The sequence below is a fragment of the Microbacterium sp. 1S1 genome (genome assembly GCF_008271365.1).
GTDB lineage: Bacteria > Actinomycetota > Actinomycetes > Actinomycetales > Microbacteriaceae > Microbacterium.
The window spans coordinates 2311932-2332250 of record NZ_CP043430.1; the positions used below are offsets into that span (position 1 = coordinate 2311932).

A 20319-nucleotide genomic window follows, 5' to 3' on the forward strand; every position below is an offset into this window, starting at 1 on the left:
GCCGGCGTGCCAGGTCAGGGCGTCGGCGACCGCCCCTAGGCTGATGGCATGTCCGCAGCCAACGGAACCCCTCCGGCGTTCGGCCGGTACGCGCCGGCCTCCCATGTCCTAATCCACGTCAGCGACCCACACTTCCTCGCCGGGGGAGCCGCACTGGCAGGACGATACGACGTCGAGCGCACGTTCGGGCGGACGCTGGAGGCGGTCCGCGCCGTGCATCCCGCTCCCGCCGCCATCGTGATCACCGGGGATCTCACGGACCTCGGTGAGCCGGACGCCTACCGCCGGCTACGGGCCGCGATCGAGCCGGTCGCCGCCGACCTCGGCGCTCCCGTGGTCTGGGTCGCGGGCAACCACGACGAACGCCCGGCGCTGCGCGAGGTGCTCCTCGACGGCGAGCCGACCGAAGAGCCGGTCACCGGGGTCTGGGATCTCGACGGTTTGCGCCTGGTGGCTCTCGATACCAGCGTGCCCGGCTGGCATCACGGCGACCTCGACTCGGCCCAGCTCGCCTGGCTCGCCGAGGTCCTCGCCGAGCCGGCACCCCACGGAACGCTCCTGGCGATGCACCACCCGCCGTTGCCCAGCCACCTGCCGCTGTTCGACATCCTCGAACTCCGCCACCAGGACGAACTCGCCGCCGTCATCCGCGGTACCGACGTCCGCGGCATCCTCGCCGGCCACCTGCACTACTCGTCGCATGGGCTCTTCGCCGGTGTCCCGGTGAGCGTGGCCTCCGCCACGTGCTACACGATGAACGTCGCCCGCCCCGCTCCGGAGGTGAACGGCATGGACGCCGCTCAGGCCTTCCAGCTCGTCCACGTGCGGCCCGAGACCATCACGCACACCGTCGTCCCCGTGACCGACGCGCCGACCGGTGACTACTTCTCCGAGGAGTGGATCGCGCGCATGGCGGCACTGACGCCGGAAGGGCGGCTGGAGGCGTTCTCCCGCAAATCCCCGCGGGGACCGGCGTAGACTGGGGGCCATCCCCCACCTTTCCGTTCGCCACGACCCACGAGGATGTGACATGGCTTCTGCCGCGCCCGCCAACACCCGTACCGAGACCGATTCGCTGGGGAGCATGGAGATCCCTGCCGACGCGTACTGGGGGATCCACACCGCCCGCGCCGACGCGAACTTCCCGATCACGAAGCGCCCCATCTCGGTGTACCCCGATCTGGTGATCGCGCTGGCCATGGTGAAGCAGGCCAGCGCGAGGGCCAACAAGGAGATCGGTGTCCTCGACGCCGAGCGGGCCGACCTCATCGATCGCGCGGCGCAGCGCGTCATCGACGGGGAGTTCCACGACCAGTTCACCGTCGGCGTGATCCAGGGTGGTGCCGGCACCTCGACGAACATGAACGCCAACGAGGTCATCACCAACATCGCGCTCGAGATGGCCGGACGCGAGAAGGGCGACTACGCCTTCCTTTCGCCGATCGACCACACCAACCGCAGCCAGTCGACCAACGATGTCTATCCGACGGCCGTCAAGATCGGGCTCTCGCTGACCCTTCGTTCGCTTCTCGACGAGCTGGACGCGCTGCGCGTCGCCTTCCTCGGCAAGGCGGGGGAGTTCCACGACATCCTCAAGGTCGGCCGTACGCAGCTGCAGGACGCCGTGCCCATGACGCTGGGACAGGAGTTCCACGGCTTCGCGACGACGCTGGGGGAGGACCACAGCCGTCTCACCGAGAACGCGTCGCTCATGTTCGAGATCAACATGGGAGCCACCGCGATCGGTACCGGCATCACGACGCATGTCGACTACGCGCCTGCCGTGCTGAAGCACCTCCGCGAGATCACCGGCCTCGACCTGGAGACGGCCACGGACCTCGTCGAGTCCACGAGCGACACGGGCGCGTTCATGTCGTTCTCGTCCTCCCTCAAGCGCAACGCCATCAAGCTCTCGAAGATCTGCAACGACCTGCGGCTGCTCTCCTCGGGTCCCCAGGCGGGTCTCGGTGAGATCAACCTCCCGGCCCGGCAGGCGGGCTCCAGCATCATGCCGGGCAAGGTCAACCCGGTGATTCCGGAAGTGGTCAACCAGGTGGCGTTCGCCGTCGTCGGCGCCGACACGACCGTGACCATGGCCGTCGAGGGCGGTCAGCTCCAGCTCAACGCCTTCGAGCCCGTCATCGCGCACTCGATCTTCCAGTCCATCACCTGGATGCGTCAGGCCATGTGGACGCTGCGCGTGAACTGCGTCGAGGGCATCACCGCCAACCGCGACCGCCTGGGCGCGATGGTCGGTGCCTCTGTCGGCGTCATCACGGCGCTCACGCCCTTCATCGGCTACGCGGCGGCCGCGGCCCTCGCCAAGACGGCCCTGCTGACCAACCGCAACGTCGCCGACCTCGTCGTCGAGGCCGGGCTCATGTCTCGCGACGAGGTCACGAAGCAGCTGTCGCCGGCGCGCCTGTCCGGCCTGGAGGCGGTCACGGCCGCCATTCCGATCGTCACGCCGGACGACCTGATCCAGATCTGAGCGTCGACCGCAGAAGCGAAGGGGACGGGAGCCGGAGCTCCCGTCCCCTTCGCGTGTCCGACGTCAGTCGAGGATGCGGCAGTGTGTGGTGAGCTCGCCGATCCCATCGATGCCGACCGTCACGGTCGAACGGTCGCGCAGGAAGATCTGCGGGTCGCGGGAGTAGCCGGCGCCGCCGGGACTCCCGGTCGAGATGAGCGTGCCGGGGAGCAGCGTGAGCGACTGCGAGAGGTGGGCGATGAGCTTCGCGACCGAGCGCACCATCTGGTCGGTGCTGGCGTCCTGCACCGTGTGTCCGTCGACGACGGTCCAGATGTGGAGGTCCTGCGGGTCGGCGATCTCGTCGGCGGTCACCGCGAACGGTCCGGTGGGCGTGAAACCGTCGAACGACTTGCACCGAGACCACTGCGCCTCGGAGAACTGGATGTTGCGGGCGGTGATGTCGTTGACGACCGTGTAGCCCCAGACATGGGACAGGGCTTCCGCCTCCGGCACGTCCTTGGCCGGCGTGCCGATGAGCACGCCCAGCTCCGCCTCGTAGTCGACCGCCTCACTGAGGGTCCGTGGCCAGGAGGTCGTCTGCTCGTGTCCCGTGAGGGAGTTCGGCCACAGGGTGAACACGGTCGGAGCGGCGTCGGTCTTGAGGCCGAGCTCGCTGGAATGCGCGGCGTAGTTCAAGCCGACGGCGAGCACAGCGGGCGGCGCGATCACCGCGGACGCGAATGCCCAGCCGGTCAGGGGGTGGCGCGGTGCCGTGCCGTCGCGCAGGGCGGCGCGGAGCTCGTCCAGTCCGGAGTCTCCTCGCTCGATCAGCTGCTGCAGCGTGGCAGGCGCGTCGGACAGGAGGTCGGAGACGAGGATGGCGTCCGAGTCCTCCACCACGGCGAGAGCCGCACGGGAGGAGTCTGGACGGCGCAGGTGAGCGAACCGCATGGTTCTACGCTACCGGGTGCGTGCGGCCGGACGGGTGGAGGATGCCCCCAGAGCCCGGCACGGATGCTTGTGCCCCATAAGCTTTGAGCATGACCTTCGGAGGACCGTCCGACCCCCAGCAGCCCGCTCGGTACACGCCGCCGCCGACGACGCCGCCGCAACCGACCGCGTACTCCGCCGCGCAGTACGCCCAGTCGCCGTATCTGCCGTCGTCGTACGGGCAGCAGCCGGGCTATGCCTCGGCGCTCGCGCAGCCCACGCCCTACACGCCACCGGCGCCGGTCGCACCGTCACCCGCGGAGTCGCTGCCGGCGCTCCCGGTGCCGAACAAGAAGGGCCGCACCATCTCGCTGTGGCTGTTCGGCTTCCTCGGCTTCCTGCTGCTCGCCCTGATCGGCTACTTCGGCTGGGCGCTCGGCCCGACGGCGTCCGTGATCGGTCTCGTGCTGGCGCTGATCCCGCTCACCATCGTCTTCCTCGGCGTGCGCATGATCGACCGCTGGGAGCCGGAGCCCAAGCGCCTCGTCGCGTTCGCGATCGCCTGGGGCGCGGTCGCCGCCGTCGGCCTCACCCTCCTCGTCGACATCGGGCTCACGATGCTGCTCGGTATCCGCTCCGAGGAGTTCTCGGCGGTGATCCAAGCGCCGATCGTCGAGGAGTTCTGGAAGGGCCTCGGCGTCTTCCTCATCTTCCTCCTCGCACGACGGTCATTCGACGGGCCGATCGACGGGGTCGTCTACGGCGCCCTCGTCGGGGCGGGCTTCGCGTTCACGGAGAACATCCAGTACTTCGCGATCAGCCTGATCGAGGGCGGCGGCGAGCAGCTCGGCGTCACGTTCATCGTGCGGGCCGTGCTGTCCCCGTTCGCGCATGCGATGTTCACCTCGCTCACCGGGTTCGCGATCGGTCTCGTGGCTCGGCGACACTCGTCTGCGGGAGCAGCGCTCGGCGCCGGGCTCCTCGGCATGCTCGGGGCGATCTTCCTGCACGGGCTCTGGAACGGGTCCGCCACCTTCGCCGACTTCTTCGGCCTCTACTTCACGCTGCAGGTGCCGCTGTTCATCGGGTTCATCCTGGGGATCATCGCGTTGCGGCGGGAGGAGGCCCGGCTCACCCGGGCACGCCTGGCCGAGTACGCGGCGGCCGGGTGGTTCACGCCGGAAGAGGTCACCATGCTCGCCACCCCGGCCGGACGCAAGGTCGGTCTCGCGTGGGCGGCACAGCTCCGGGGTGACCGTCGACCGCTGATGCGCGAGTTCATCAAGGACGCGACGGCCTTGGCAGCGGTGCGCCAGCGTGCGATCACCGGTCGCGACCCGCTGGCCGCCGAGGACGAGCGTGCCCTGCTGGTCCGCACCAGGGCGGCGCGAGCTGCGCTGCTGGCCTACTGAGCGAAAGACCCGGACAGACTCAGCGCCCGGTGCTGCGGCGATGCCTGCATGTCTCCCGGGCGCTGAGTTGATCTGCCACCAGGGTGCACCCGGCCACGGGGACATGTCAAGAGAGACGGAGACTTCCCAGCGGCGGCGTCCCGGCGAGGTGTTCGCTGTGAGCAGGTGCGGTCGCGTTGACCGCGCGCGCGGAGCTCCGGTTGGATGGAAGCATGACTGATCGCACAAAGCCCGAGTTCGACGCCCCGACCGGCCCTGCCCCCGCAGAGCTGGTCATCCGCGACATCATCGAGGGTGACGGTGCCGAGGCCAAGCCCGGCGACACCGTGACCGTCCACTACGCCGGTGTGGAGTTCGAGTCCGGCGAGGAGTTCGACTCGTCGTGGGGCCGCGGCGAGACCATCCAGTTTCCTCTCCGCGGCCTGATCCAGGGGTGGCAGGACGGCATCCCCGGTATGAAGGTCGGCGGTCGTCGTGAGCTGATCATCCCGCCGCACTTCGCCTACGGGCCCGTCGGGGGAGGGCACTTCCTCTCCGGCAAGACGCTGATCTTCATCATCGATCTCGTCGCCGTCGGCTGACATCGTTGTGAGGAAGCGCCCTTCGCCCCCCGTGGCGAGGGGCGCTTTCCTCTTGCGGCGACATTCCTCCGTCATCGCGGGAATACATGCGAATGAATGTATGTTGTGGGAAGGGTGCCGCGGACGATCGCGGTCCCATCCCTCCGCCGCCGCCGCGGCCGACGTCTCCTGAGGAGCAACCATGAGCACCATCGACATCCCCGGTTACCGCCCCGGCACCTGGGTCCTCGACCCCGCCCACAGCGAGGTGACCTTCAGCGTCCGCCACATGATGATCTCCAAGGTGCGCGGCACCTTCGGAGTGAAGAGCGCCACGCTCGTCGCTCCCGAGAACCCCCTCGAGGCCAAGGTCGAGGCCTCGGTCGACGTGACCTCGGTCGACACCAAGGACGAGGGCCGCGACCAGCACCTCCGCTCTGCCGACTTCTTCGACACCGAGAACTTCCCGACCATGGAGTTCGTCTCCACCGGCGCCCGCGTCGAAGGCGGCGACTTCCTCGTGGACGGCGACCTCACCATCCGCGGCATCACGAAACCGGTGACCTTCGAGCTCGACTTCGGCGGCTTCGGCAGCGACCCGTGGGGCAACTACAAGGCCGGCGCCTCCGCCAAGACCGTCATCAACCGCGAGGACTTCGGCCTCACCTGGAACGCCGCGCTGGAGACCGGCGGCGTGCTCGTGGGCAAGGACGTCACGATCACGCTCGACCTCCAGGGCTCGCTGCAGCAGGACTGACGCGCAGACTCTCTCGAACCCCGGGCCCGTCAGGGCTCGGGGTTCTCTGCGTCGTAGTCGTGGAATCGCGGATGGCGCCGCGCCAGGAGTGCGACGAGGGCGATCACGAGAACACCGCCGAGCAGCGGCGGGAACCACAGCGACGTCAGTGTCGCGAGCGTCCCCGCGTAGAGAGCGCCGACGCGTGGACCTCCGGCCACCACCACGACGAAGAGGCCCTGGAGCCGTCCGCGCATTGCGTCGGGCACGGCCGCCTGCATCATGGTGTTGCGGTAGATCGAGCTGACGTTGTCCGAGGCGCCGGAGAGAGCCAGTGCCACGCAGGCCGCGACGATCAGGCTGACGTGCGGCCGGTCCTCACCGGCGGGATCCGGCGAGAGTGCGCCGACGAGGAGGACGAGGCCGAACAGGAGGATGGACGCGCCGTACGCCTCGACCGCGCGCGCGATGCCGCGACCGTGCCACCGGTATTGCACGACACGACCGGAGAGCAGGCTCGACGCGAACGTGCCGACGGCGACGGCGGCCGTGAGGATGCCGGTGGTCAATGCGCCGCCGCCGAGGATGACCGTGCCGAGGGCGGGGAAGAGCACCAGCGGCTGCCCGAACGTCATCGCGATGATGTCGATGATGTACTGCATCCGGATGTTGCCCGCCCGACGGAGGAAGCGCCAGCCATCGACGAGCGACGCGAGGCCCGGGCGCACGATCTCGCCCTCGGGGCGCAGGGCGGGAAGCGTCCACAAGCCGAGGAACATCGACAGCATGAGCACGACGTCGATGGTGTACGTCCACCCGTAGCCCGTGAGCGCCACCAGGAGCCCGGCCAGGGCGGGGCCGGCCATCACGGTGAGTCCGAAGGCGACGCCGTTGAGGGCGGAGGCGGCGGCGAGCAGGTCGCGGGGGAGAAGCCGCGGCACGATCGCGGTCCGTGTGGCCATACCGACGGAGTTCGCGGCCGAGTTCACGATGCTCAGCGCGTACAACCACCAGATCGTCTCCGTGCCGGTCCAGGTGAGGGCGGCGAGGAGTGCGGTGGAGACGAAGGTCACGCTGGCGGCGATCAGCGCGACGCGCCGGCGGTCGAAGGCGTCCGCGAGCATGCCGCCATAGAGGCCGGCGAGGATCATCGGGAGGAGTCCGGCGACGGCGATCATGGACACCGCGAACGTGCTCCCGGTCAGCACGAAGACGTGCAGCATCACGGTCACGATCGTGAGCTGGCCGCCGATGCCGGCGAGCGTGGAACCGATCCACATGCGAGCGAAAGCCGGGCTCGCCTTCAGCGGGGTGAGGTCGATCAGGTGGCCGTGCCGGGGGCTCACGGGGCGATCTTCTTCTGCACATCCCGAGCCTAGTTGACCAGCGCCGCTCGACTGGGAGGGCGTGTGTCGCGGCGGGCGTTTCGACTGGTAGACTCGTCAGGTTGCCGTTCGATCGGCCGCGGATAAAGAGAGCTCACGCATCAGGCGTCGGGCGCCGCGCAACAAGCAGAGAGGGGATCGAATCTATGGCACTGGAAGCAGACGTCAAGAAGGCGATCATCGAAGAGTACGCGACGCACCCCGGTGACACCGGATCCCCCGAGGTGCAGGCCGCGATGCTGACGCAGCGCATCAAGGACCTCACCGAGCACCTGAAGGAGCACAAGCACGACCACCACTCGCGTCGTGGTCTGTTCCTGCTCGTCGGTCAGCGCCGTCGTCTGCTCGGCTACCTCCAGAGCGTCGACATCGAGCGTTACCGCTCGCTGATCGCGCGCCTTGGTCTTCGCCGATAAGGCACCACGGACCCAGCGTTCAATCGCGCAAAACATTCTTGAGAAGGCCGCCCCACGGTGTGGGGCGGCCTTCGTCATGTCCGGGCTTCGCGGCGCGTGTCACACGGTCGTCTGCACCAGGTCGGGGTGGTGGATGGCCGCCACGTCCGGGTGCGCGCGCAGCCGGGACTTCATGGCGTTCTCGCCGTAGGTCGCGTGGATCGGATTGCTCGGGTCCTCGGTGACTCCGGTCGCCTCCGCGGCGAGGTCGGCGGGGAGCTCGAGCAGCGGGAGCTGCTGATCGAGCGCCGGGTTGAAGAAGAACGGGATCGAGATGCGCTCCTCCGGCGCCCGCGGAGAGATCACCCGGTGGTTCGTGGCCTTGAGGTATCCGCCGGTGGCGTACTCCAGCAGTTCGCCGATGTTCACGACGAAGGCGCCGGGCACCGGGGGAGCGTCGACCCAGGTTCCGTCGCGCTCGACCTGCAACCCGCCCTTGCCGGGCTCGACCCAGAGCAGCGTCAGCACGCCGGAGTCCTTGTGTGCGCCCACGCCCTGCTGGGGTTCCGGCTCGTTCGTGCCCGGGTAGCGCACGATCTTGATCAGGGTAGACGGATCACGGAACGGCTCGTCGAAGTAGGTCTCCTCCGCCCCGAGGGTGAGCGCCCAGGCGCGGAGGAGCTTGCGGGCCACCTCCGTCAGGGTGTCGTGCCACTCCGTGACGACCGCCTTCAGCTCCGGCTGGGCGGCGGGCCAGAGGTTCGGGCCGATGAGCCGATTGAACGCGGGCCCCCCTTCGACCGGCTCGCGCTCGGGACCGATGTCGATCTGCTCTCGCCAGTCGACCTTGCCCTGCGTGCGCTCTCCGCCGATCCGCGTGTAGCCGCGGAAGTGCGGGCTGTTGACGTTCTCGATCGCGAGCTTGTCCTCTTCCGGGAGCGCGAAGAAGTCCCGGGCCGCCTGGTGCAGTCGAGCCTCCAGCTCGGGGGAGATGCCTGTGCCTGTCAGATAGAAGAAGCCGACGTCGTGGGTGGCCGCGCGGAGATCGTCGCGGAAGCGCGCCGCGGCCTCGGGGCCGTCGTCGAGCTGGGACAGGTCGAGGATGGGGAGCGAGAGTTCAGCCATGGACCGAGGCTATGTCCGGATGAGACGGGGGAGATGCTCTGTTGCACTCCATTACTTCCGCCCCTTCCTGTCGGAGCACGGGTGATGGCAGTGCTAGAGTCTCGTTGGTAAGGGATGCCTTACCTCAGTTGCCTTCCAGAGAGTGTCTCCCGTGCTCGCCACCTTCCTCATCGGACTCCGCGAGGGTCTCGAAGCCGCGCTCGTCGTCGGCATCCTCGTCGCCTACCTTCGCCGCCTGGGTCGGCGTGACGCGCTGCCGAAGATGGGGGCGGGCGTCGCGCTCGCGATCGCTCTCGCCCTCGGTATCGGCGCGATCCTGACGTTCGGCGCCTACGAGCTGACCTTCCAGGCGCAGGAGCTGATCGGCGGCGGGCTCTCTCTGCTGGCGGTCGCGATGGTGACGTGGATGATCTTCTGGATGCAGCGTGCCGGCCGCACCATGAAGGCGACTCTGGAGAGCGGAGTCGATCGCGCGCTGACCATCGGCGGCCTCTGGGCGCTCATCGCCATCGGGTTCGTCTCCGTCGCCCGCGAGGGGATCGAGACGACCCTCCTGCTGTGGTCCATGGTCCAGTCCTTCGGGGACGCGCCGACCGCGCTGCTCGGCGCCCTCCTCGGCCTCTCCGTCGCCGTGGTCCTCGGCTGGCTGATCTCCCGCGGGGCGCTGCGTCTCGACCTGCGGCGCTTCTTCGCCTGGACCGGAGGGTTCCTCGTGGTCGTCGCGGCCGGCGTCCTCGCGTACGCCGTGATGGACCTGCAGGAGGCCGGCGTCCTCCCCGGTCCGTTCACGGCGGCGGCACCCCAGGACCCCGTCACGGGGGCGGTCGCCGTCGGCGGAGCGGCATTCCCGTTCGGCTGGGCGTTCGACGTGTCGGACGCTATCGCTCCCGGCGGCGCACTGGCCTCCGTCCTGCAGGCCACGGTCGGCTTCATGCCCGCCATGACCTGGCTGCAGGTGCTCGCTTGGAGCCTCTACATCCTCGTCGTCGGCGGGCTCTACCTCCGGGGCCTCCGCTCGGCACGCCCCTCCACGCGCGGCGCCTCCGCCGCCCCGAGTTCCTCCCTCACACAGCAAGGAGCAGCATGATCACCTCGCACCGGGTCCTCGCCGCGGCAGCCGCCGCAGGCACCGCCGCCCTCCTCCTCAGCGGCTGCGTCGCGAAGAGCGACGCGCAGGCCGCAGCGGCTTTCGACGTCTCGTCCACCGACAGCGACTGCAGTGTCTCGGGCTCGACCGCGAAGAGCGGGACGCTGACTTTCGACGTGACGAACGACACCGACCAGGTGTCCGAGTTCTATCTGCTGGCCGAGGACGGCCTGCGCATCGTCGGCGAGGTGGAGAACATCGCTCCGGCGGCCTCTCGCACGTTGACCGTCGTCGCCCAGCCGGGCGAGTACTTCACGCTCTGCAAGCCGGGCATGGTCGGGGACGGAGTCGGCCGAGCCTCCTTCACCGTGACCGGGGACCGGGTGGCGGTGGACGGTCCCGATGCCGAGCAGAAGCAGAACGCGGTCGAGCTCTACGGAGCCTTCGTGAAGGACCAGGTCGGGCAGCTCGTGCCGGCCGTCGAGGAACTCGTGGCCGCCTACGAGGCCGGCGACGACGAGAGCGCCCGGGCCCTCTTCCCGCAGACCAGGGCGTTCTACGAGCGCATCGAGCCGGTCGCCGAGGCGCTCGGCGACCTGGACCCGCGCATCGACTACCGTGAGGTCGACGCGGTCGCCGAGGGATTGGACTGGACGGGCTTCCACCGCATCGAGAAGGACCTCTGGGTGCCGGCGAAGGACGCGCTGAACGCCGACGGGGAGACGCCGGCGTGGCAGGACTGGGCGCCGTCCACGCCCGCGGAGCGCGCCGACTACGGCGACCTGCTGCTGGCCGACGTGCAGGAGCTGTACGACTACGTGCACTCGGACGACTTCACCGCCGCGCTGGACGACCAGGGCATCGGCGGCATCTCCAACGGGTCGATCGCGCTACTCGACGAGGTGGCGACCGGCAAGATCTCCGGCGAGGAGGACTGGTGGTCCGGCACGGACCTCTACGACTTCGCGGCGAACGTCGAGGGCTCGAAGATGGCCTTCTCCCTCGTGCAGGATTTCGCCGCGGCGCAGGGCGACGACGGTGAGGCCCTCGTCTCCGAGATCGAGACGGGCTACGCGGCTCTCGAGGAATCCCTCGCCACGCATGGCTCGCTCGCCGACGGGTTCGTCGGCTACAGCGAGCTGACCGAGGCCGACAAGCGCGAGTTCACCGACCTCATCAACGCCCTCGCCGAGCCGCTCTCGCAGCTCACCGGCACGGTGCTCGACTGACGCCGCCGCACAGGAGGGTATGGACGTGAATGAATCGGAAGCGGGTGCCCCGGAGGCATCCGCGACGTCGGCAGGCGCCTCCTCCGGGGGCGGTCTCAGCCGGCGCGGGCTGCTGGGACTCGCCGTCGGCGGCGGCGTCGCGGGCCTGGCCGTCGGCATGGGCGCCGGACTGTCCGGCGGGGTCGCGCTCGGTCGGGCGCGGGCTGCGGAGGACGCGGACTCGCGGTACGAGTTCTTCGGCGCGCACCAGGCCGGGATCACGACGCCCGTGCAGGACCACCTGCATTTCGCCAGCTTCGACATGATGCCCCGCACGGACCGGGATGACCTCGTCTCGCTTCTGCAGGACTGGTCGTACGCCGCGGCGCGGATGACGCAGGGACTCGAAGTGAGTGCGAGCGGCGCGGTGAACGGCCCCGCCGAGGCGCCCCCGGACGACACGGGGGAGGCACTGGGCCTCCCCGCGGCCGGCCTCACCCTCACCTTCGGCTTCGGCCCGGGGCTGTTCGAGAACGAGGACGGAGACCGCTACGGCCTCGCGGCGCGACGGCCGACCGGTCTCGACCGTCTGCCCGCCTTCCTCGGCGACGACCTCGACCCCGATGCTTCGCACGGCGACCTGTGCGTCCAGGCCTGTGCCGACGACCCTCAGGTCGCGGTGCACGCGATCAGGAATCTCAGTCGCATCGCGTTCGGACGGGCGCGCCTTCGCTGGTCGCAGCTCGGCTTCGGCAAGACGTCCCGGACGACAGCCGCCCAGGCCACCCCGCGCAACCTCTTCGGGTTCAAGGACGGGACCGCCAACATCCTCGCCGACGACACCGCGGCGCTTGCCGACCACGTCTGGGTGTCGAGCGACGACGAGCCGGCATGGATGGCCGGTGGCTCCTACCTCGTCGCCCGGAAGATCGCCATGCTGATCGAGACCTGGGACCGTGTGCGCCTCGCGGAGCAGGACACGATCATCGGACGGGACAAAGGTGCCGGCGCACCGCTCTCCGGTGGAGACGAGTTCACGGCGCCGGACTTCCAGGGCACGGCGATCGATGCGAACAGCCATCTCCGGCTGGCTCACCCGGAACAGAACGCCGGCATCCGGATCCTGCGTCGCGGCTACAACTACGTCGACGGCAACAACGCCCTGGGGCGACTGGACGCCGGGCTGTTCTTCCTGTCGTATCAGCGCGATCCCGCCCAGTTCATCACGCTGCAGCGTCGCCTGTCGACGGACCGTCTGAACGAGTACATCCGGCACGTCGGGTCGGGGATCTGGGCGATCCCGCGGGGAGCCCGACCCGGGTCGTACGTCGGTGCGGAGCTTTTCGCCTGACCGGCTCTCAGGCCGCTGCCGTGTCCTCCAGCACCCCGACGGCGGCCGCGGCGAAGGCGTCCGCTCCGGCATGGTCGTGCGCGGTGACGGTCACCACCGCGTCGTCCAGGAAGAGCAGGAGCTGGCCGTGGGCGCCGTGCAACCGCCAGGCACGCCCCGGACCATGCCAGCCCGCGAGGGCATAGCGGTCGTAGCCAGGGTGGACGCCCGCGACCACGGGGTCCTCATGCATGGCCGCGATCCACGCCGGGGAGACGAGCCTGCGTCCTTCCCACGAGCCGCGATCGCGGATCAGTCGGCCGATGCGCGCGATCTCCCTCGTCCGGAGGGGCAGCCCACCGCCGGCCTCGATGCGGCCGTTCGGGCACCGGGACCAGGTCACGTCCTCGATGCCGAGAGGGCCGAAGAGACGCGCTGAGAGGTAATCGCCGACGTCGCCGACGCGGGTTCCGAGGGCTGTCATCGCGGTGTAGGTGCTGGCGTTGGAGTACTGGAACACGCGCCCGCGTGACGGTCGTCGCAGGAACTCCCGCGCGAGGTCCGGCCAGTCCGTCATCAGCGTCTCGGACCACGGGAGGTCGATGCCGCTGGACATCGACAGCAGATGACGCAGGGTGACCCGCTCGACGCCTTCGCCGAGCTCGTGGTCGGGGAGAAGCTTCGACACCGTGTCGTCGGGACGGATCAGGCCCTCGTCCACGGCCATGCCGACGGCCAGCACGCACACCCCTTTCGCGATCGAGTGCACGTCCTCGCGCACATCGGGCGTCCAGCGGTGGTCGGCGGTGTCGTCGCCGATGCGCACATGCAGACCGTGGGCCGCGAAGCCCTGGGCGGCCGCGATGCCGACGAGTCGATCCCGAACAGCCGCCGCCGTGCCGGCGGCCCGGTACCGCGGCGTCACCGCGGACGCCGGGAGCCGGTCGGGTCGTTGCGGCGACCCTCACGCGACGCGAGCTCGGGGTCGGCGAAGAGCCACCGCGGTCGCGGCTCCACGAGCGGGCGGAACACACGTCGCACCGGTGCCGTCGCGAGCAGCAGCGCGAGGACGACGGAGAGCGCCGTGACGAGGGGGAGCCAGAACCAGGTGGGCTCCAGGTCGCGCAGCACGCCGCTCTCCCGGAACGGGTACAGCACGAACGAATGCAGGAGATAGACGTACATCGTGTACTGGCCGAACGTCGTCCACCAGTAGGACCCGCGGGGAATCAGCGCGAAGAACGCGGCGCAGAGCAGGACCGCGAGGAGCATCAGCGCGATGCGGATGCCGCCGGCCCACCACTGGTCGCCCACGAGGTCGGAGTAGGAGTCCTCGTAGAAAAGCCAGTGGCGCAGGTCGGTGGCCTGCCAGACCGGCAGCCAGTTCCACGCGGCCCAGCCGGCCGCAGCGAGGACGGCGACGGCGGCGACCCGCGCCCACCACGGGCGGAGGTCGAGGAGGTGGAGCCGGTCCACGACGTCGCGCTCCCGCAACCACCAGCCGAGAGCGAAGAACGGCAGCAGGCCGAGAGTGCGGGAGAGCGAGAAGGTGCTGTCGACGTTCGGGAGGTAGCCGGCGCCGACGGAGATCACGATCGTCCACAGCAGCGGCCAGCGCAGGAGGGCGAGGTAGGGGAGGACGAGCCGGAAGATCCCGAGGGCGAGGAGGAACCAGAGCGTCCAGCTCGGCTGGGTGGGGTTCGGCGTCGCCTCGCCTTCCACGAGCCACTTGGTGAGCGTCCACAGCGTCTCGAAGATGACGTAGGGGAGGATGATGTCGGTGATCACCCGGGCCATCTGCGTGCGTGTCGGTGAGCCGGATTTGGAGAAGTACCCGGAGATGATCGCGAACGCCGGCATGTGGAAGGCGTAGAGGGCCAGGTAGAACGCGAACGCGATGTCCGAGTCATAGATGAGGCGCTGGATCGCATGGCCCAGCACCACGAGAACGATGCAGGCATACCGCGCGTTGTCCCAGAAGGGGACGCGTCGTCGTCTACGGGTGACGGGCCCCGTCGTCCCGACTCCGGTGGTGCTCATTCTCCGAGGCTACCGGCCGGGAATAAAGTTGCCCTGCACGCGTTGACCCAATTACATTCAAATGAATAGAACCGGATGCAGGGCACTCGATTCGGAGAACACGGAGCAATCATGAGCGAGCAGTCAGGCGCGCAGGCGATGCAGTTCGGCATCATGTCGGTCAGCGACATCACCCGCGACCCCACCACGGGAGTCACCCCCAGCGAGCAGGAGCGGATCAAGGCGACGCTGGCCATCGCCACGCACGCGGAGGAGGTCGGACTCGATGTCTTCGCGATCGGCGAGCATCACAACCCGCCGTTCTGGTCCTCCAGCCCCACCACGTTCCTCGCCGCCCTCGCCGCGCAGACGGAGCGCCTCATCGTCTCCACCTCAACGACGCTGATCACGACGAACGACCCCGTCCGCATCGCGGAGGAGTACGCGATGCTCCAGCACGTCTCGGACGGTCGCATGGACCTCATGCTCGGCCGCGGCAACACCGGACCGGTGTACCCGTGGTTCGGGCAGGACATCCGTCAGGGGCTCCCGCTCGCGATCGAGAACTACGCACTCCTGCACAAGCTGTGGCGCGAGGACGTCGTCGACTGGGAGGGCAAGTTCCGCACGCCGCTGCAGGGCTTCACCTCCACCCCGCGTCCGCTCGACGGCATCGCCCCGTTCGTATGGCACGGTTCCATCCGGACCCCGGAGATCGCGGAGCAGGCGGCCTACTACGGCGACGGCTTCTTCGCGAACAACATCTTCTGGCCGAAGGAGCACTACCAGCGGCTCATCGAGCTGTACCGTCAGCGCTTCGAGCACTACGGACACGGCACGCGGGAGCAGGCGATCGTCGGTCTCGGCGGACAGGTCTTCATGGCAGCGAAGTCGCAGGACGCGGTGAACCAGTTCCGTCCGTACTTCGACAACGCCCCGGTCTACGGCCACGGCCCCAGCATGGAGGACTTCACGGAGATGACCCCGCTCACGGTGGGCTCTCCGCAGCAGGTGATCGACCGCTACGCAGCGATGCGCGAGCACTACGGCGACTACCAGCGCCAGCTGTTCCTCATCGACCACGCCGGCCTTCCGCTGAAGACGGTCCTCGAGCAGCTCGACATCCTCGGATCCGAGGTCGTGCCGGTGCTGCGCAAGGAGCTGGCGAAGGACCGCCCCGCGGCGGTGCCGGACGCCCCGACGCACGCCGCGCGGGTGAAGGCGACTTACGGCGACGGACCCACGCGGCAGGCGCGTCCCGGTGCGAACCGGGGCGACAACCTCACCGCGGACTCGCCTTACGAGGACACCCCGGCTCCCGCGGGTGCCGCGTTCGGACTCGGCCGGAAGGGGGCGTGACATGACCACGCGTCGCATCGCGGTCGTCTCCGCGGGACTCTCCAACCCCTCGTCCACCCGGATGCTCGCCGACCGGCTGGCCGCCGAGACCGTGAAGGCTCTCGCCGAGCGGGACATCGACGCCACCGTCGATGTGATCGAGCTGCGCGACCACGCGCACGACATCACGAACAACCTGCTCACGGGATTCGCGCCCCCCGCCCTCGAGACGGCGATCAACACCGTGGTCTCGGCGGACGCCCTCATCGCGGTGACGCCGATCTTCTCGACGAGCTACTCGGGTCTGTTCAAGTCGTTCGTCGACGTGCTCGATCCGGATGCCCTCACCGGCAAGCCGGTGCTCATCGGAGCGAACGCAGGCACCGCGCGGCACTCGCTCGCGATCGACTACGCGATCCGCCCGCTGTTCGCCTACCTGCACGCAGAGGCCGTCTCGACGGGCGTCTTCGCGGCGTCCAGCGACTGGGGCGGCGCCGGAGACGATGTCGCGCCGCTGGCGAAGCGCGTCGAGAAGGGGGCTCGCGAGCTCGCCGAGGCGATCGCGCGGCGAGAGGCCGCCACGGTCGCCGACCCGTACGACCCCGCGACGTACCTCGGCGAGGGGCGCTCCTTCGGTCACATGCTCGGCGGCCTCGCCGGGGAGTGATCTCTCGCCCTGCCTCATCATCGCCGTGCCCTGCGCCCGCCCGGGCGCAGGGCACGAGTGCGTCCGGCGGGGTCAGCCGCGATGCGCGCGTTCCCGCCAGGCATACTCCGTTTCGGGGCGTCCCCGACCGCCGAGACGTCCACGCCGCAGGGCGACGCCCGTGACGACGAGGTGTTCGAGGTATCGACGGACGGAGACGCGGGAGAGCCCCAGACGTTCGGCGGCCTCGCGAGCCGAGAGCGGTCCGCTCTGACGCAGCTCGGCGCGGACGCGCGCGAGGGACGAGGCGGAGAGGCCTTTGGGGAGGGCGATGCTTCCGGTCGCCCGTCCGAGCAGAGCGTCGATCTCCTCCTGCGTGGCAGGGCCGCTGGTCGCCTGTGCCTGAGCGCGGTGGTCCCGGTAGTCTTCGAGACGCTCACGGAAGACGGCGAAGGAGAACGGCTTCACGAGGTACTGGAACACCCCGAGCGCCGCCATCTGTCGCACGACCTCCGCGTCGCGGACTGCCGTGACGGCGATCACGTCCACGGTGGCCGCTCGGGCCCGGAGAGTGCGCAGGACCTCGAGCCCGGAACCGTCCGGCATCGTCACGTCGAGCAGGACCAGATCGAATGCGTCCGCCCGGCCGCTCTCCTGCACGGCGGCGAGTGCCGCCCGCGCGCCCGTGCATTCCCCGGTCACGACGAAGCCGCCGAGACGCTCCAGGAAGGTGCGGTGGAGCTCGAGGGTCAGGGCATCGTCGTCGACGAGCAGGGTGCGGATCATCGCCGCCCCCGTCCGTCACGAGCGGCCGGCAGCAGGACCCGGAAGGTCGTGGGGGAGCCGAGCACCGTCACAGAGCCGCCGGCCTCGGCGACGACGGAGCGCACCAGGGCGAGACCGACGCCGCGTCCCTCCGCGCCGGCCGGCTTGGTGGAGTATCCCGCCGCGAAGATCCTCTCCCGCTGGTCCGCGGGGATCCCGGCGCCGCTGTCCGCCACCTCGAGGAGGATACCGCCGTCCCCGTCCGGCTCCAGGCGCACGGCCACCCACCGCTCCTCGGCGGAGGCGGCGGCGTCGAGGGCGTTGTCGATGAGATTGCCGAGGACAGCCACCGCATCGACGGCCGACAGCGGTGTACGGGGCGTGTCCGGCGCGATGTGCACCCGCCACTCGACACCCCGCTCCTTGGCCTGGGACGCCTTGCCGAGCAGCAGGGCTCCCACTGCCGGATCACCGTGGCGCCGGGCCGTGACCTGGTCGACGAGTGACTGACTCTGCCTCGCGGTGTCGGTGAGGATCCCGATCGCCTCGTCGGTGCGTCCCAGCTCCATCAGCGCGACCGCCGTATGCATCCGGTTGCCGTGTTCGTGCGTCTGGGCGCGGAGCGCCTCCCCGAGGGTCCGGATCGATTCGTAGGACGAGACGGCGTCGCGAACCTCGCCGGGAGGGAGATCGCCGGCGAAACGGCGTGTGACACGCCGGGCGACGAGGGCTCCGCCGATGCCGAGCAGCACGAGGGCACCGGTGAGGGTGAGGGACAGCGGGAGCCGACGGACGAGCGTCTGCGCGATGGTCTCGGTGGTGACCCCCGCCGCCACCCACCCCACAGGGTGGCCGTCGACCCGGATCGGCACGATCGTCCGGACGGATGGCCCGAGCGTTCCCCGGAACTCCTCGGTGAGGGCCCGGGGCGAGGAGGGGATCGTCCCGAGGTAGCGTTCGCCGACTCGGGTCGGGTCAGGGTGCGTCACGCGGGTGCCGTCCGGCGTCATCACCGTGACGAAATCGAGGTCGGCACCCGCCACGACCTCCCGGGCGTAGGGAGCGAGGTCGCGGGCCGCCGCCTCCCGATCCCCCTTCAGCAGGGCGGAGGAGACCGAAGGGGAGTCGGCGATCGCCGCGGCTGTCGCCGCGGTCACGCGCTCCGCCTCGGCCCTCGCCGCCCGCTGCGCCTCCGTCACGAGGAACACGGCGACGAGGATCCCGAGCAGCACGGTCGTCACGAGGAGCAGCAGGAAGACACGGGAGGCGGCACTGTGCCAGCGGGCAGAGGACGGCAAGGTTCTCCTCGATCGTCGACGGTCGGGACCGTGACCAATACGACCACAAATAGGGCGCACGCGCGACGCGGGGAGACGGTGGAGGAGCAGCGGCACCGACGCCCCTGCCGCAGACGACGACGTCGACGATCGAGGAGGACGCATGGCGCTCACGACAGGATTCTCGCTTCCCGGATTCCACTGGAGGCGGGGGAAGCACGCATGGGATCGCCACACCTGGCTGTACGTGTCCGTCATCATCGCGGTGGTGCTCGGTGCCGCAGTGGGCCTGTTGTGGCCCGAGGCGGGACGGGCCTTCGAACCCCTGGGCACGGCGTTCGTGTCGCTGATCAAGATGATGATCGCGCCGATCATCTTCTGCACCATCGTGGTCGGGGTCGGCTCGATCGCGAAGGCGGCGACCGTGGGGAAGATCGGCGGGCTGGCACTGCTGTACTTCCTCACGATGTCGACCTTCGCCCTGGCGATCGGCCTCGTCGTCGGGAACATCATCCACCCGGGCGCCGGCCTCGACATGGCGAACGCGAACTACGAGGCGGAGGCGAGCGAGGCGAAGAGCACGCAGGAGTTCCTGCTCGGGATCATCCCGGCGACCTTCTTCTCGGCGTTCACGGGGGAGAGCGTCCTCCAGGTGCTCTTCATCGCTCTGCTGGTCGGCTTCGCCCTCCAGGGGATGGGTGAGCGCGGGGCGCCGATCATGCAGGCCGTCGTCCAACTCCAGAAGCTCGTCTTCCGGATCCTCGGGATGATCCTCTGGCTGGCGCCCGTCGGTGCGTTCGGCGCCATCGCGGCCGTCGTGGGCAAGACGGGGGCCGCGGCGATCTGGAGCCTCGGGGTCCTGATGGTCGCGTTCTACATCACCTGCATCCTCTTCATCGTCCTCGTGCTCGGCCTCCTGCTCTGGGTGGTCACGCGGGTGAACATCTTCGCCCTCATGAAGTACCTCGCCCGGGAGTACCTGTTGATCGTGGGGACGTCCTCGTCGGAGTCTGCGCTTCCCCGACTCATCGCGAAGCTGGAGCACCTGGGCATCTCGAAGCCCGTCGTGGGCATCACCGTCCCCACCGGTTACTCGTTCAACCTCGACGGGACTGCCATCTACCTCACGATGGCGTCGCTGTTCATCGCGACGGGAATGGGCCAGCCGATGTCTATCGGGGAGCAGATCGGTCTTCTCGTCTTCATGATCATCGCGAGCAAGGGCGCCGCGGGCGTGACCGGTGCGGGGCTGGCGACACTCGCCGGAGGACTGCAGGCGTACCGCCCCGACCTGGTGGACGGCGTCGGGGTCATCGTCGGCATCGACCGGTTCATGTCGGAGGGGCGAGCCCTGACGAACTTCACGGGCAACGCGGTCGCCACCGTCCTCATCGGCACCTGGACGAAGCAGATCGACCGCGACCGCGTCCGCCGTGTCCTCTCCGGGGCGCTTCCGTTCGACGAGTCCGTGCTGGACGGCGTGGACCCCCATGCGGCCCCGGCGACGGATGACGTGGGGGTGCCGGAGCTGCAGGACGCCGCGGTCACGGAGATGGCCGCCAAGGAGGAGCGGGCCCGCCGGCGCGCACTCGATCGCTGAGGTCCGCGCAGAGGATGCGGGAGCCCTGGTCGG

Annotated in this window: 19 protein-coding genes; 12 read left to right on the plus strand and 7 right to left on the minus strand. The window is 69.5% G+C overall.

What is annotated here, in order from left to right:
* Nucleotides 1-48 precede the first annotated feature (48 nt).
* Together FY549_RS11120 and FY549_RS11125 are read left to right on the plus strand one after the other, a co-directional pair.
* On the plus strand, nt 49-978 hold the full coding sequence (locus tag FY549_RS11120) for a phosphodiesterase (protein ID WP_149085070.1): 930 nt from the start codon (nt 49-51) through the stop codon (nt 976-978).
* A 52-nt stretch (nt 979-1030) separates the two neighbouring features.
* Nucleotides 1031-2491: an aspartate ammonia-lyase gene (locus tag FY549_RS11125; protein ID WP_149085071.1), complete on the plus strand. Its 1461-nt coding sequence runs from the start codon at nt 1031-1033 to the stop codon at nt 2489-2491.
* A 63-nt stretch (nt 2492-2554) separates the two neighbouring features.
* Here FY549_RS11125 and FY549_RS11130 read toward each other — a convergent pair whose 3' ends face one another.
* The gene (locus tag FY549_RS11130; RefSeq protein ID WP_149085072.1) at nt 2555-3424 is read right to left on the minus strand and encodes a fumarylacetoacetate hydrolase family protein; all 870 of its coding nucleotides are present in this window, start codon (nt 3422-3424) and stop codon (nt 2555-2557) included.
* Between the two features lie 89 nt (nt 3425-3513).
* Between FY549_RS11130 and FY549_RS11135 the strand changes: the two genes are divergently transcribed.
* The 3 genes from FY549_RS11135 (at nt 3514) to FY549_RS11145 (ending at nt 6132) form a co-directional block, all read left to right on the plus strand.
* A complete protein-coding gene (locus tag FY549_RS11135; protein ID WP_149085073.1) occupies nt 3514-4815 on the plus strand; it encodes a PrsW family intramembrane metalloprotease in 1302 nt (433 codons plus the stop codon).
* Nucleotides 4816-5027: 212 nt separating this feature from the next.
* Complete coding sequence (locus FY549_RS11140; protein ID WP_149085074.1) at nt 5028-5396, plus strand: FKBP-type peptidyl-prolyl cis-trans isomerase; 369 nt, start codon at nt 5028-5030, stop codon at nt 5394-5396.
* Between the two features lie 181 nt (nt 5397-5577).
* Nucleotides 5578-6132 (plus strand): YceI family protein, encoded by a 555-nt coding sequence (locus FY549_RS11145; protein ID WP_149085075.1) that lies wholly within the window; start codon nt 5578-5580, stop codon nt 6130-6132.
* A gap of 29 nt (nt 6133-6161) precedes the next feature.
* Here the strand turns inward: FY549_RS11145 and FY549_RS11150 are convergent, their stop codons facing one another.
* Nucleotides 6162-7457 (minus strand): MFS transporter, encoded by a 1296-nt coding sequence (locus FY549_RS11150; RefSeq protein WP_149085076.1) that lies wholly within the window; start codon nt 7455-7457, stop codon nt 6162-6164.
* Between the two features lie 185 nt (nt 7458-7642).
* On the opposite strand from FY549_RS11150, the gene rpsO reads away from it, so the two are divergent.
* The gene (gene rpsO / locus FY549_RS11155; RefSeq protein ID WP_017203073.1) at nt 7643-7912 is read left to right on the plus strand and encodes a 30S ribosomal protein S15; all 270 of its coding nucleotides are present in this window, start codon (nt 7643-7645) and stop codon (nt 7910-7912) included.
* Nucleotides 7913-8011: 99 nt separating this feature from the next.
* Here the strand turns inward: rpsO and FY549_RS11160 are convergent, their stop codons facing one another.
* On the minus strand, nt 8012-9016 hold the full coding sequence (locus tag FY549_RS11160) for an isopenicillin N synthase family dioxygenase (protein WP_149085077.1): 1005 nt from the start codon (nt 9014-9016) through the stop codon (nt 8012-8014).
* 151 nt (nt 9017-9167) lie between these two features.
* Here FY549_RS11160 and efeU point away from each other — a divergent pair, with 151 nt between their 5' ends.
* Genes efeU through efeB form a run of 3 tightly spaced genes read left to right on the plus strand, consistent with a single transcriptional unit; the run spans nt 9168 to nt 12662 of the window.
* Nucleotides 9168-10103 (plus strand): iron uptake transporter permease EfeU, encoded by a 936-nt coding sequence (gene efeU, locus FY549_RS11165; protein ID WP_149085078.1) that lies wholly within the window; start codon nt 9168-9170, stop codon nt 10101-10103.
* The gene (efeO, locus tag FY549_RS11170) at nt 10100-11332 is read left to right on the plus strand and encodes an iron uptake system protein EfeO (RefSeq protein ID WP_149085079.1); all 1233 of its coding nucleotides are present in this window, start codon (nt 10100-10102) and stop codon (nt 11330-11332) included. The genes efeU and efeO overlap by 4 nt, the downstream gene beginning before the upstream one ends.
* 19 nt (nt 11333-11351) lie before the next feature.
* Complete coding sequence (gene efeB, locus FY549_RS11175; RefSeq protein ID WP_200838553.1) at nt 11352-12662, plus strand: iron uptake transporter deferrochelatase/peroxidase subunit; 1311 nt, start codon at nt 11352-11354, stop codon at nt 12660-12662.
* Nucleotides 12663-12669: 7 nt separating this feature from the next.
* Here the strand turns inward: efeB and FY549_RS11180 are convergent, their stop codons facing one another.
* Together FY549_RS11180 and FY549_RS11185 are read right to left on the minus strand one after the other, a co-directional pair.
* Nucleotides 12670-13566 (minus strand): serine hydrolase domain-containing protein, encoded by an 897-nt coding sequence (locus tag FY549_RS11180; protein ID WP_149085081.1) that lies wholly within the window; start codon nt 13564-13566, stop codon nt 12670-12672.
* Nucleotides 13563-14681 carry an acyltransferase family protein gene (locus FY549_RS11185; protein ID WP_149085082.1) on the minus strand — a complete coding sequence of 373 codons (1119 nt, stop codon included), beginning with the start codon at nt 14679-14681 and terminating at the stop codon, nt 13563-13565. The genes FY549_RS11180 and FY549_RS11185 overlap by 4 nt, the downstream gene beginning before the upstream one ends.
* Before the next feature lie 111 nt (nt 14682-14792).
* On the opposite strand from FY549_RS11185, the gene FY549_RS11190 reads away from it, so the two are divergent.
* Both FY549_RS11190 and FY549_RS11195 read left to right on the plus strand, forming a co-directional pair.
* On the plus strand, nt 14793-16019 hold the full coding sequence (locus FY549_RS11190; RefSeq protein WP_149085083.1) for an LLM class flavin-dependent oxidoreductase: 1227 nt from the start codon (nt 14793-14795) through the stop codon (nt 16017-16019).
* A 1-nt stretch (nt 16020) separates the two neighbouring features.
* Nucleotides 16021-16665: an FMN reductase gene (locus FY549_RS11195; RefSeq protein ID WP_149085084.1), complete on the plus strand. Its 645-nt coding sequence runs from the start codon at nt 16021-16023 to the stop codon at nt 16663-16665.
* 72 nt (nt 16666-16737) lie between these two features.
* Here FY549_RS11195 and FY549_RS11200 read toward each other — a convergent pair whose 3' ends face one another.
* The gene (locus FY549_RS11200; protein ID WP_149085085.1) at nt 16738-17430 is read right to left on the minus strand and encodes a response regulator; all 693 of its coding nucleotides are present in this window, start codon (nt 17428-17430) and stop codon (nt 16738-16740) included.
* Complete coding sequence (locus FY549_RS11205; RefSeq protein ID WP_259614012.1) at nt 17427-18707, minus strand: ATP-binding protein; 1281 nt, start codon at nt 18705-18707, stop codon at nt 17427-17429. The genes FY549_RS11200 and FY549_RS11205 overlap by 4 nt, the downstream gene beginning before the upstream one ends.
* A gap of 142 nt (nt 18708-18849) precedes the next feature.
* On the opposite strand from FY549_RS11205, the gene FY549_RS11210 reads away from it, so the two are divergent.
* Complete coding sequence (locus tag FY549_RS11210; protein ID WP_149085086.1) at nt 18850-20286, plus strand: cation:dicarboxylate symporter family transporter; 1437 nt, start codon at nt 18850-18852, stop codon at nt 20284-20286.
* Nucleotides 20287-20319: the final 33 nt, after the last annotated feature.